Source organism: Acinetobacter sp. 25-47-130 (assembly GCF_056779705.1).
Genome location: NZ_JBWYII010000001.1, coordinates 85,732 through 99,061, shown reverse-complemented (window position 1 = coordinate 99,061; position 13,330 = coordinate 85,732). Strand labels below are relative to the sequence as shown.

Annotated in this window: 9 protein-coding genes; 6 read left to right on the top strand and 3 right to left on the bottom strand. The window is 37.4% G+C overall.

All coding sequences use genetic code 11. The features are described from left to right. The first annotated feature begins 197 nt into the window (after positions 1 to 197). The 6 genes from argG (at position 198) to AC1M83_RS00440 (ending at position 7,461) form a co-directional block, all read left to right on the top strand. Positions 198 to 1,538 carry an argininosuccinate synthase gene (gene argG, locus AC1M83_RS00465; protein ID WP_092765981.1) on the top strand — a complete coding sequence of 447 codons (1,341 nt, stop codon included), beginning with the start codon at positions 198 to 200 and terminating at the stop codon, positions 1,536 to 1,538. A 227-nt stretch (positions 1,539 to 1,765) separates the two neighbouring features. Further along, positions 1,766 to 2,800, top strand: coding sequence for a dihydroorotase (pyrC, locus tag AC1M83_RS00460; protein ID WP_035266516.1), 1,035 nt, complete (start codon positions 1,766 to 1,768; stop codon positions 2,798 to 2,800). After that, a complete protein-coding gene (gene rnt / locus AC1M83_RS00455; RefSeq protein ID WP_481589711.1) occupies positions 2,785 to 3,441 on the top strand; it encodes a ribonuclease T in 657 nt (218 codons plus the stop codon). The genes pyrC and rnt overlap by 16 nt, the downstream gene beginning before the upstream one ends. A 215-nt stretch (positions 3,442 to 3,656) precedes the next feature. Further along, positions 3,657 to 6,182, top strand: coding sequence for a TonB-dependent receptor plug domain-containing protein (locus AC1M83_RS00450; protein ID WP_481589710.1), 2,526 nt, complete (start codon positions 3,657 to 3,659; stop codon positions 6,180 to 6,182). Positions 6,183 to 6,336: 154 nt separating this feature from the next. Next, positions 6,337 to 7,278: a hypothetical protein gene (locus tag AC1M83_RS00445; RefSeq protein WP_481589709.1), complete on the top strand. Its 942-nt coding sequence runs from the start codon at positions 6,337 to 6,339 to the stop codon at positions 7,276 to 7,278. Positions 7,279 to 7,311: 33 nt separating this feature from the next. Then, positions 7,312 to 7,461 carry a hypothetical protein gene (locus tag AC1M83_RS00440; RefSeq protein ID WP_171076764.1) on the top strand — a complete coding sequence of 50 codons (150 nt, stop codon included), beginning with the start codon at positions 7,312 to 7,314 and terminating at the stop codon, positions 7,459 to 7,461. Positions 7,462 to 7,543: 82 nt separating this feature from the next. On the opposite strand, the gene serC is transcribed toward AC1M83_RS00440, so the two are convergent. The 3 genes from serC to AC1M83_RS00425 form a co-directional block, all read right to left on the bottom strand. Beyond that, on the bottom strand, positions 7,544 to 8,626 hold the full coding sequence (gene serC / locus AC1M83_RS00435) for a 3-phosphoserine/phosphohydroxythreonine transaminase (RefSeq protein WP_481589708.1): 1,083 nt from the start codon (positions 8,624 to 8,626) through the stop codon (positions 7,544 to 7,546). A 633-nt stretch (positions 8,627 to 9,259) separates the two neighbouring features. Next, on the bottom strand, positions 9,260 to 12,235 hold the full coding sequence (gene gyrA / locus AC1M83_RS00430; RefSeq protein ID WP_481589707.1) for a DNA gyrase subunit A: 2,976 nt from the start codon (positions 12,233 to 12,235) through the stop codon (positions 9,260 to 9,262). Between the two features lie 305 nt (positions 12,236 to 12,540). Further along, complete coding sequence (locus AC1M83_RS00425) at positions 12,541 to 13,050, bottom strand: hypothetical protein (RefSeq protein WP_481586590.1); 510 nt, start codon at positions 13,048 to 13,050, stop codon at positions 12,541 to 12,543. Between the last annotated feature and the right edge of the window lie 280 nt (positions 13,051 to 13,330).

Below are 13,330 nucleotides of genomic sequence, written 5' to 3'. Positions count from 1 at the left end.
AAGAAGAAATCATGAATTAGATTAAGCACTACCTATTACTTCTGAGTTTCGACGAAATATTGCTACTTATTCTAATATTTTTGCACCACGTATCTTTTTTTAAAAAAAATTACCAATGAAAAGTGCTACAATTGAAGAAATATATTTTTCAGGTTACCAATTTTCTAGGTGCCTATATTCTATCGTTAGGATGAACAATGTCTGATAATGCAACTATCTTACAGAATGTACCTGTAGGCAAAAAAGTTGGTATTGCCTTCTCTGGTGGTCTTGATACTTCTGCTGCTTTATTGTGGATGAAGCAAAAAGGTGCTGAACCTTATGCGTATACAGCAAACTTAGGTCAGCCAGATGAAGATGATTACGATGCTATTCCAAAGAAAGCTGAAGCTTATGGCGCTGTTAAAGCACGCTTAGTGGATTGCCGTTTACAACTTGCATTAGAAGGTATTGCAGCAATTCAATGTGGCGCATTCCATATCTCTACAGGTGGTGTACCTTACTTCAATACAACGCCACTTGGTCGTGCAGTCACAGGTACAATGCTTGTTACTGCGATGAAAGAAGATGACGTCAACATTTGGGGTGACGGATCTACTTATAAAGGTAACGACATTGAGCGTTTCTACCGTTATGGTCTATTAACGAACCCAGCACTTAAAATTTACAAACCTTGGTTAGACCAAACATTTATCGATGAACTTGGTGGCCGTGCAGAAATGTCACAGTTCCTCATCGACAATGGTTTTGACTATAAAATGTCAAAAGAAAAAGCATACTCAACAGATTCAAACATGCTTGGTGCAACTCACGAAGCGAAAGATCTTGAGTATCTTGATGCTGGTATCAAAATCGTTGAACCGATTATGGGTGTTGCATTCTGGAAAGAAGACGTTGAAATCGCACCTGAAGAAGTTTCAATCACATTTGAAGAAGGCTTCCCTGTTGCTCTTAACGGTCAACGTATCGAAGATCCAGTTGAGTTAATTCTTGAAGCGAACCGTATCGGTGGTCGTCATGGTCTAGGTATGTCTGACCAAATCGAAAACCGTATCATCGAAGCGAAATCTCGTGGTATTTATGAAGCTCCGGGTATGGCGCTTCTGCATATTGCTTACGAACGTCTTGTGACTGGTATTCATAACGAAGATACCATTGAACAGTACCGCATCAACGGTTTACGTTTAGGTCGTTTACTTTACCAAGGTCGTTGGTTCGACTCTCAAGCGCTTATGCTTCGTGAAACTGCGCAACGTTGGGTTGCTAAAGCAATCACAGGTACTGTGACTTTAGAACTTCGTCGTGGTAATGACTATACGATCATGAACACTGAATCTGAAAACCTTACCTATGAAGCTGAACGCTTAACCATGGAAAAAGGTGATTCTGTATTTACTCCAATGGATCGTATTGGTCAATTAACCATGCGTAACCTAGACATTACAGATACTCGCGCTAAGTTAGGAATCTATACTGGTGCAGGTTTACTTGCTGTAGGTACAGGTTCTGCTGTTCCACAACTTAAAGACAAAAACTAAAATTTAGTTTAGTCCTAAAAAAACCGCGCTTTGAGCGCGGTTTTTTATTTGGACCTGAAAATCTATCGTTGTTCCCTAGATGGATAATGACTCATTCATCTAACGTATGCCTCATTTCCATATTAATCAGCACAAATAGATGTAAAACCCCTTTTATCGGCTTTTGTCGTTATCAATTTCAAGCAATATCGATTATCATCTATGTTATTTTTTCAGTAAGACTTGCCTTGAATACGATCACTTTAATCCAGCCAGATGATTGGCACGCTCATTTAAGAGATGGTTTAGCACTTCAACGTACTGTTCCTGATTTGGCGAAGCAATTTCATCGCGCAATCTGTATGCCGAATACAGTTCCACCTGTAAAAACTGTGGAAGAAGCACATGCTTATCGTGAAAGAATCATGGCGCATGTTCCTGAAAATGTAAAATTCGATCCTCGTATGGTGCTCTACTTTACGGATCATACTTCTCCTGAAGAAGTACAAAAAATTAAAAACTCTCCATATGTAAATGCAATTAAGCTTTACCCTGCTGGAGCAACCACAAATTCTGATAATGGCGTTAGTGATATACGTAAAGTGTATAGCGTCATTGAACAACTTGAAGAACATCAGGTTCCTCTCTTACTCCACGGCGAAGTAACACATCATCATGTTGATATTTTCGATCGTGAAAAACGTTTCTTAGATGAAGTTTTAGCACCGCTGCTTAAACAATTTCCAAAATTGAAATTAGTTTTAGAACATATCACCACAAGCGAAGCTGCACATTTTGTACTTGAGCAAGATCGCAATGTGGCAGCGACGATTACACCACAACATTTGTTATTCAATCGCAATGACATGTTGGTTGGTGGTGTTAAACCGCATTTCTATTGTTTGCCAATTTTAAAACGCCAGACACATCAGCAAACTTTGTTAGAAGTCGCAACAAGTGGCAACCCTAAATTTTTCTTAGGTACTGACAGCGCTCCGCATTCTAAAAATGCGAAAGAAAATGCCTGTGGATGTGCGGGATGCTATAGCGCTCCAACTGCAATTGAATTGTATGCTCAAGCATTCGATCAGGTAGGTAAAATTGAACGTCTTGAAGGTTTCGCTTCATTCTTTGGTGCGGATTTCTATGGTTTACCTCGTAATACTGAAACCATTACATTGATCAAAGAAGATCAAGTGATTCCTGAAAGCCTTGAATATTTAGATGGCGAACAGATCATTCCTCTTTATGCAGGTAAAACAATTCAATGGAGAAAAGTGTGACCACTGAAACATTACCTGTCATCGGTCAACGCTTCCGCGGGTTCCTACCCGTGGTTGTTGACGTGGAAACAGCTGGTTTTAATGCGGATACCGATGCATTGCTTGAAATAGCATGTATTCCAATCATTTACGACGAATCTGGAAAGTTTGTACCTGGTCAATCGCATCATGCACACATCAATCCATTTGAAGGTGCAAATTTAGATCGTCGCTCACTCGACTTCATTGGCATTGATCCTTTTAATCCAATGCGTGTAGCGATGGCAGAAGATGAAAAGTCTGCACTTAAACGTATGTTCAAAGCAATTAATGAGGTACGCAAACAACAACAATGCACACATGCTGTGCTAGTTGGACACAATGCTCATTTTGATCTTGGTTTTTTAAAAGCGGCAATTGCACGTACTGGAACTAAGAATCAAAATCCATTTCATAGTTTCTCGGTTTTTGATACGGTGACTTTGAGTGCTGTGATGTTCGGACAAACTGTTTTGGCTAAATCATGTATTCAAGCTGGCATCGAGTTTGATGGTAAAGAAGCCCACTCTGCTTTGTATGACACACAGAAAACAGCTGAATTATTCTGCTATATTTTAAATAAATTAGCGCCCCATTTACTTGAAACACTCGTTTCAGAGTAAAAATCTTTAAATACCCCAATATTTTAGAAATCTTGATCATCCTGTGGATTGATCTTAATTGAAAAGTATTGGGGCTTTTTGTTCCAATTTTTAACTATCGCTTTTTTATATTATGTTAATCGGAATATAGTATTGATAATTATTCTCATTAATATTGTGAAATAATTATTATTAAATGATAATCGCTATCGTTTTTATTCTCTCAATGTTAAATCATGTCATTTGTACGCTCAAAATTAAATTTAGCCATTCTTACGATTCTCTCAACTACAGTTTGTGCAAATGAAACAGAAATAAATTCAACAGCTAATGATGATTCAATCAAACTCAATACAATTGTAACGAATGCAACTGAGCAACAAGAAGTTGGAAAAACCCTTTATACGAAGGATGACTTAGACAAGACACCCAATAGTTCTAAGAACATTACTGATTTTTTAAGAGTAAATCCTAATGTGCAATTTAGTAATGACTATCGTGCTGCAGGATCACAAGCTGAATTAAAACCATCCGAAATCTCTATCAATGGCGCACAAACTTACCGTAATAAATTTATGATCAATGGTGTAAATTCTACAAATAACGTTGATCCAATGGGAAGTGGGGACTCGTATGATGGAAAACTATCAGACAGTTCTCAAGGCATTGCAATTAATACGGATTTAATCTGTAGTCTTAAGGTATTAGATAGCAATATTTCTGCAGAATATGGTGAATTTACAGGGGGAGTTATTCGTGCCGAAACCTGTGCCCCTAATACAGAGATTGGTAAAATTCATGGTTCTTTAACATATGATTATACCAGCAGTAATTGGACGAAATATCATTATGCGAATGAAGAAGAACAAGATGAGTTCCAAGAACCGACCTTAACCAATCAAAAAGACTTTACTAAACAAGGTATCAGCGCAAATATTTACAGTAAACTATCGGAAAATTTGGGGGTCAATCTATATGGTTCTACGCGTCATTCATTAATACCAGTATTGAGCGGCCTAGCAATTGATACAAAACAGGAAAATAAAAGACATAACATCAACACTGGTGCAACCGTGTTCTATACACCTTCGCCTCAAAATAAATTTAAGTTTGGCTTTGATTATGGCAATTTAGACAGTACGAACTATGTTGCAAAGCGCTTAGATTCAGGCAGTGTTACTCATACTGAAACGGTTACCCTATTTGGTGAACTCACATCTAAATTTGATAATTCGTCACTGACTCAAAATATAAGCTACCAAACCATGAGCAATGCTCGCAAAAATGACAGTAATTTAGGTATTATTTGGAAAGAAACACCGACCAAAAACTGGAGTAACAATCCCGGACAAGGTGCAACCAGCAGTGATATTGAACTATCACAAAATGTGTTTTCATATAGCGTTAAAAATGTCTTTGACCCTAAAAATTGGGCAAATGCCATACATAATATTAGTTTTGGCTTAGGTTACTCACATACAAGTGCAGCTTGGGAACGCCTTAATGACTCTTATATGTACAATCAACCAAAAGTTTTTTCTAAATCAGCTCAATACACTTGTTTAGCTGAAGATATTCTATGCGACTTACCATCTGCCGAAAATAATGATCAAGGTCAGTTCTTAAGTAATGGTAAATATTATAAAAAAGGGTCAACTCATATTGATCAAAATAGTGTGTATTTATTTGCTGAAAATCAAATGTTATGGGATAAATTTTCTGCTCGTTTAGGTTTACGTGCTGACTATGAAACCCTATCAAAAAATTTCAATCTCGCTCCTCGTACTTCATTCAAATACAGCCCATTCCAATCAGAACTATTGAGCTTCACAACTGGTTGGAATCGCTACTATTCAAACTATACATTGAATACTGAATTGCGAGATGAGGTTGCACACCTCGAATACAATTTAAAACGTACAAATAGCCCACAAGAAGATTGGGTTCAAACTGGGTTATCAGATATTCTAATTTCGAATCTCAACATTCGTCGCTCTGAACTCGACACACCATATAGTGACGAAATTGTTTTTGGTATGAATGGTCAAATAAAAAACTGGAATATTGGACTCAAGTGGATCAATCGCGATACTAAAGATGAAATTACCAAAAGCCGTTACGTCGTTAAAGGAACTAAAAACACGATTGATTATTTTAGCTATAGTAATATAGGGAAGTCTACCGCTGACATCTACACCCTAGCAATCAATAACATTCACCCACTGAAGTTGAAAAATAGTGAGCACAACTTTGGATTAGCTTTTGACTACAATGAAATAAAAAAGAACTACAATACCTATGTCGATGCATTCAATATAAATAGTCAAACTACAGCAGAAGATCGTGAAGTAATTTATAATGGTAAACTCATTAAATTTAATGAACGACCTGTTAAGAACTATGCACAACCTTGGACGACTCGAGTAATCTGGGATATTAATTTCTTAAATACACCGATTAAAATTAGCAACTTTTTAAGTTATAAATCATCTTACAAAGACACTTATAAGTTTAAAGAACCCAACAAAGATGGTTTAGAAGTTTACGGTACTGAACGTATCGACCCTCGCTTCACATGGGACCTCCGAGGCACATATGACATGCAAATCAACAAAGATTTAAAAGCAATATTTGGTTTAACGATCAATAATTTGACGAACCATCACAATAATTACACCAGTCAAAACATTTCTGATAGCAGCAATACATTGAAGTCTGAAATCGGTCGTCAATTCATTGCAGATGTTACATTTAAGTTCTAACTCATGATTGCTTTAGAGCACTTAGGTGCTCTTTTTTTCATTTATGCCGCGTTAAACTTTTGGATTGCATAAAGAAAAAACAATTCCAGACTTGAAAAATATCAATTATCCTCGATATTACATAAAGTAATTCACTCAATCTTAGAATGAGCATATGAACAATCAAAACAAACCTGAAATTATTACGATAGAAGATCAAAGCTTTGGTAGCCATGTAGAACATTGGGCGCTGTTAACTGATGATCCGACTGTTCAGGTTCCAAAATGGTTGAGTGAAGCACTAAATGCACCTGTCATGCCGATGGGAATTTGTGCTGAAGAACAAGATATGGATCCGAATGTTTGGCTAATTCAAGGACCTAAACAACAACCTATCCAATTGGTTCAAGTCATTGCTGTAGAAGACAATAAACCTAAAGCAGTCAAAACAGCCTTCCCTACTTTTGATAGTCCTTATACGTTGAACGCGACGATTGAACGCATCATTACATGTAAGTCCAACACGCAAGCAGTGTTACAATTAAAAGTTAGTGATAATAGTGTGGTTTATGCTTTTGATAGCTTATACAGCGTGAATCAAATTCAATACCAAAAAAATCAATCTTATAAAGTCCAATTAAATGCGTGGGCTTATGAGCTAGAAAAAGTTGCTGATCAAGAACAAATTGTTGTGGATGATCCAGCTTCAATTAAACACCATCGTGCTTTAAATGAAATTTTGAGTGAACACAATGGTGTAGCGCCAGATAATTTACAGCAGCTGATCGATGTTTGGGAACCTAAATCAGATGCCGATAAAGAACCTGTAACGGTCGATTTTTCGAAAATGGTGGCTTACTTGTACGGTGAAACCATGGGTCAGGAAGATGAGGCCTGGTTCCAAGGAAAAGTGGTTGGGAAGACCCAAATGCAGTTCAACAATCAATTTTATCAACTTTATGATGTAACACTTATTTTGGAAGAAAACCAACCTGCTACACTTATTCGTATCGCGACTAAGGATGAGAATTATAAAAATTTCGAAATTGGTCAATATATTCGTGGAAATATATGGATTCAGGCGAATATTTATGCTAAAAATACATCAAATAAATAGGATTTAACTATAAAGTAATATTTAGGCTCCTAGATGAAAATTATACCGGAACAATCAACAGGCTTAATGGAACAAGCACGCCCTCGTATTCGTGTAGACAAGGGTGCTTACTGTTTCTTTTTCTTAGGTGTTTTCCTCGCTGCTTTTATTTTCCACTTTACCAATCTTATTCCAGCATTTTAATAAATTAGCGTTGATTACTTTCATCTACGTTTTAGACACATAAAAAAGCCTGTCATATGACAGGCTTTTTTACGAACTGATTTTAAGCATTACGCTTCGCAAAATCATCCATAAATTTCACAAGAGCTTGTACACCCTCAAGTGGCACTGCATTGTAAATACTCGCACGCATACCACCTACTGAACGATGTCCTGCAAGATTTAATAAATTATTTTCCTCTGCTTCTTTCAGGAATTGCTTTTCAAGTTCAGGCTTCGCCAATGTAAATGGTACATTCATGATTGAACGATATTCTTTTGCAATTGGATTTGCATAGAAGTCACTTGAATCAATATAACCATACAACAATTCTGCTTTTTGTTGGTTCACTTGATGAATTGCCTCTACACCACCCTGTTCAAGCAACCATTCAAATACTAAGCCTGATAAATACCAAGCATAAGTAGACGGTGTATTCACCATAGAATCGTTCTTCGCTTGCGCTGAATACTTCAAAATGCTCGGAATTTCTTCTTTTGCTTGGTCTAATAAATCATCGCGAATGATTACCAATGTTAAACCAGCAGGACCGATATTTTTTTGCGCACCCGCGTAAATAAGACCGAATTTTGAAACATCAATTGGTGCCGACAAAATACTAGAAGATAAATCTGCAACCAGTGGTTTATCCGTAGTTGGGATATTTTTAAATTGAATACCACCAATCGTTTCGTTATCTGCATAATGAACATAGGCAGCATCAGCAGATAAATTCCATGTACTTTCATCAGAAATTGCAAGATTACCATCTACATCTTTAATGCCAGCTTCGATCACGTTAATTTCGCCATAACGTTTTGCTTCTTTTAAAGCTTTTTCAGACCAAATGCCGGTATGGATATAATCTGCTTTGTTATTTTTCCCTAATAGATTCAATGGAATCGCAGAAAATTGTAGAGAAGCCCCACCCTGTAAAAAAAGCACTTTGTAGTTGTTAGGAATATTCATCAACTTGCGTAAGTCTGCTTCTGCTTTTTTAGCAACAGCGACGTAGTCTGAACTACGGTGACTCATTTCCATGATTGATAGGCCCTTACCCTGCCAATCAAGCATCTCAGCTTGAGCTTTTTCCAATACAGCAGTAGGTAATGCAGCAGGACCAGCACAGAAGTTGTACGCGCGCATGATTTTTCCTTTCAGAGTGAAACACAATAAAATGATGGCATTTAACCACAGATAACCATAGCTTGCAGTATATTCAACTTAAATAATTTCAATCTTGTTTTCACACTAAAGCTATTTTTTCAATAAGCTCTACATTTATCAGAGATTTATGTTTACTATATTTTGAGAGACACCGTAGTTAGTAAGTTTAAATCGCTCACTACAACAGCTCTCAATCTGACAAAATTTATTATGACTATTTCGTTGTATTGTCTTTCATTTCATGCGAACAATTAAAACATCTCACCATACCATTCATAACTGACTCTTTTAAAATGACTGTGTAATAAAAATCCATCTTTTATATCTTGATCTACAATTTCAACAACCATTTCATTATTTTTATCTCGAACTGCATCATAAAGCGCATCAGTATTTACAGCTGAATGTTTTGTTTATGAACAATATTCCTCAGATTCCCCTCTCTCCTTCATTCAGCTGAAATGAAAGGGTTCACTACATGCTGTTATAAACAGTGCTATTACAATCAGCAAGCTATAATTAAATTTGAGTTTCATTTTTAATTAAAATTCTTTTTTAGACTATTGTTAATTAAAAAAGGACGCTTCAGCGTCCTTTTTTAATTCCTACAAATTATTCATCTGTAGATTTTTCATCGCTATCAGTCGTATCAATTTCTTGAGTATCTACTGATTCATTAGATTCAATTGAAGCCTCTTCACCTTCAACTGATTCTATAAAATCATCTTCCTCAACAGCTTCAATCGCTTCAACACCAACCAATGTCTCGTTTTCACCTAAGCGGATTAAACGTACACCTTGTGCATTACGACCCGTCTGAGCAATTTCAGATGCACGAGTACGTACTAGCGTACCACCATCAGAAATCAGCATGACTTCTTTACTGACATCGATCGCTACGGCACCAACCAGCTCACCATTACGATCAGATGTCTTGATCGCAATGACGCCTTTACCACCACGTTTCTTGGTCGGGAAGTCATCCACTGGCGTACGCTTACCGTAACCATTAGCTGAAGCACATAGCACTTCACCTGTTGCCGGGACAACAACTAATGAAACAATACGGCTTAAGAAATTAGAATCCGTATCTTCATCTTCTGAATCTACATCATTGTCTTCAATTTCTTCCGCTTGAGCCAATCCAATGGTGACACGCATACCACGTACACCTTTCGCAGAACGACCCATTGCACGTACATCAGTTTCTGCAAATCGAATCGCTTTACCTTCATTCGAGAACAACATAATTTGTTGTTCACCGTCAGTAATCGCAACACCAATTAAACGGTCATCTCCAGCTAACTCGATTGCACGTAAACCATTTGAACGTACATTAGAGAACTGCTCAAGTTCAACTCGCTTGATCGTACCGTATTCAGTTGCCATAAAGACATAGAAGTTTTTACGTAAGTTTTCTGCAAGCTCAGCAAATTCAACTACTACGTCATCATCAAGATCTGTAGTTGATAATTCAACTCCTAACTCTTTCAGATGTGTACGCAATTCGTCCGATAGATCGTCACCATCTGCTAGATCAGCAAATGATTTTTCTAATGCATCATAGTGTGCAGCAATGATTTCGTTTTGCTGTAATTGAGCTTGATGAGATTTAACAAACTGACGGAAATCGGCTAGACGTTCTTTAAATTTCTTCGGTGCATCAATCACTGGCAGAATAGCAGTAATTGTCTCATTTTCATCTAATGGCAATAAGTTCACCATAGGACGACCTTTTGCACCACGAGAAGCTTGAGGCACTTCAAAAACTTTTAAGCGATAGACTTTGCCGACATTGGTAAAGCATAAAACTGTTGCATGGTTAGATGTCACAATCAAATGTTGAATGTAATCATCTTCTTTCATAGACGTTGCTGATTTACCACGCCCACCACGACGTTGCGCAGCATAATCAGAAAGTGGCTGTGTTTTCGCATAGCCTGATTGAGAAACGGTTAAAACAACTTGTTCTTCTGGAATTAAATCCTCACGAGAGAAATCTACACGAGATTCTACAATCGCAGTACGACGCTCATCACCGTATTGCTGAAGAATAAGTGCAAGCTCTTCACGAATCACGTTCATCAACAATTCAAAATCATTAAGAATTGCTGTCAACTCTGCAATTTGTGCCAAAATTTCAGAATATTCTGCATGCAGCTTATCTTGTTCTAAACCAGTTAAACGATGCAAACGTAATTCTAAAATTGCACCCACTTGAGTCGGCGAGAGACGATAAATATTGCCAGATAATCCAAACGGTTTATTAGGATCTTCACCCTCAATCTCATCTGGGCGAACAGAAACTGAACCTGCTTTTTCCAATAAAGCAACTACACCACCTGCAGACCATTCCCCTGCTTGCAAACGTTCACGTGCTTCTTGCGGATTCGCAGAGGTTTTAATGGTTTCGATGATGGCATCAATATTTGCTAAAGCAACCGTTAAACCTTCCAAGATATGACCACGTTCACGCGCTTTACGTAATTCGAACATTGTACGACGTGTTACAACTTCTTGACGATGGCGAATGAAAGCAGCAATGATGTCTTTTAAATTCATCAGCTTTGGCTGGCCATTATCCAAGCAAACCATATTAATACTGAATGAATTTTGAAGCTGAGTATTTTGGAATAAATTATTAACAATTACTTCAGCGTTTTCGCCACGCTTTAAGTCAATTGCAATACGCATCCCTTCTTTATCAGATTCGTCGCGTAACTCTGAAATACCTTCGAGCTTCTTCTCTTTCACAAGTTCAGCAATACGTTCAATCGTTTTTGCTTTGTTCACTTGATATGGAATTTCAGTGAATACAATCGTCGTACGACCTGTTTTTTGGTCTTCTTCTAAATGATACTTACCACGAATAAATAAACGACCTTTACCAGTACGGTAAGCATCAACAATACCCGATTTACCGTAAATGATACCGCCTGTAGGAAAGTCTGGACCCGAAATATGTTCCATCAATCCTTCAATACTGATATTCGGATTATTGGCATAGGCTAAGCACGCATTGACCACTTCAGTCATATTATGCGGCGCCATATTGGTTGCCATACCTACAGCAATACCCGTGACACCATTAATGAGTAAATTTGGCACACGAGTTGGCATAACTTGTGGGATACGCTCTGAACCGTCGTAGTTATCTTCCCACTCTACTGTATCTTTTTCTAAATCAGCTAACAGTTCATGCGTTAATTTACGCATACGCACTTCGGTATAACGCATCGCTGCTGCACTGTCACCATCAACAGAGCCGAAGTTACCCTGACCATCAACCAACTGATAACGTAAACTGAAATCTTGTGCCATACGAACGATTGTTTCGTATACAGCAGAGTCACCATGAGGGTGGTATTTACCGATTACATCACCAACGACACGCGCTGATTTTTTGTAAGCTTTGTTATAATCATTTCCAAGCTCATGCATCGCATAAAGAACACGGCGATGAACTGGCTTTAAACCATCTCTAACGTCTGGTAGTGCACGAGAGACAATGACACTCATAGCATAGTCGAGATATGAGCTCTTCAGTTCATCCTCAATGGCAATCGGTCGAATTTCCGATACGCTCATGCATACTCCTTATTACAAACAGCTTGAAGAAACTGCTCGATTTATATAATCAATCTTGCAAAAAATTAGCCCAAAATCTATGGAGCTAAATTCTAAAACTCAGCCGAAAATTATAGCACAAATCCGTATTTTTGTCCCTAAATTTTATGGATGATCTGTTTAATTTTATTCATAAAAATGACTAAATTTTCAACACAAAATTCTTAAACAGTATTGCCCTAAAATGAATGATAAAAATCACTTTTTTTGCTACTTATACATAAAAAAGATCCTCGTAAGGATCTTTATAAATACATGAATATTCTTCAATGATGAAGTTCGCGCTTGTCCGCTTTCATTAAACTAAAAGAAATTGCAAATAAGCTTAAAATCAACGGAAACTCATACAGCTCTTCGAGTAAGCTTTCATTACTATTTTCTGTGAGCAGGAGCATCCCTATAAAGCGATGATGCTCTATCGCATCAGAAACAACGAGCCCAATCACAGCCAAAACCAAGGCCCAAACTGGGATAATAGCTGTCTTAAACTTGTTCACAATCTCTGTGCGTAATTTTTGGTTCAATAGTGGAAAAACCACAGACCCAATCAATACAATTGAGATACCTCGAAAATAGATTTTTGGGACATCAGGGAAATAATCTCGCCCCCAACTGGTACTACGACCAAACAATAAAACCCACCAGCAAACAGCCCAAAGCCAAAACTCTTTCTTACCTTCTCTAAGCTGTAAAGGCTTTATGTAAAAATAGCTAATAACTGCAAAGGACAACAATAAAAGAGCCTGTAAATTTTCAATCAGACGCACGTCTTCCATACCAAACACATTGAAATGGACTTGATTAAATAATGGAAAAATTAAACATGAGACCGCGATTAGAACAAGCGGTAATGTTATTCGGGTGTCGACCAGCAAAACACAAACTCCCTCATTAATACATTGAAAGTATGAATGAGCTTAAAAAATGATGGCGAATCATATCACAATTACAAAAAACATATAAAACGGTAAATTCTGATCCCTTGATGAGAATAATCTATAATTTTGTTTTATGAGATTTTTTTGATGATTAAATATAAAAATGCCCTGACCAAGT

Excerpts from the sequence above, each read along its gene's own strand:
- AC1M83_RS00440 (WP_171076764.1), top strand. The coding sequence starts at position 7,312 with ATGAAAATTATACCGGAACAATCAACAGGCTTAATGGAACAAGCACGC.
- rnt (WP_481589711.1), top strand. The coding sequence starts at position 2,785 with ATGGAGAAAAGTGTGACCACTGAAACATTACCTGTCATCGGTCAACGC.
- argG (WP_092765981.1), top strand. The coding sequence starts at position 198 with ATGTCTGATAATGCAACTATCTTACAGAATGTACCTGTAGGCAAAAAA.
- AC1M83_RS00450 (WP_481589710.1), top strand. The coding sequence starts at position 3,657 with ATGTCATTTGTACGCTCAAAATTAAATTTAGCCATTCTTACGATTCTC.
- AC1M83_RS00445 (WP_481589709.1), top strand. The coding sequence starts at position 6,337 with ATGAACAATCAAAACAAACCTGAAATTATTACGATAGAAGATCAAAGC.
- AC1M83_RS00425 (WP_481586590.1), bottom strand. The coding sequence starts at position 13,050 with ATGGAAGACGTGCGTCTGATTGAAAATTTACAGGCTCTTTTATTGTTG.
- gyrA (WP_481589707.1), bottom strand. The coding sequence starts at position 12,235 with ATGAGCGTATCGGAAATTCGACCGATTGCCATTGAGGATGAACTGAAG.
- serC (WP_481589708.1), bottom strand. The coding sequence starts at position 8,626 with ATGCGCGCGTACAACTTCTGTGCTGGTCCTGCTGCATTACCTACTGCT.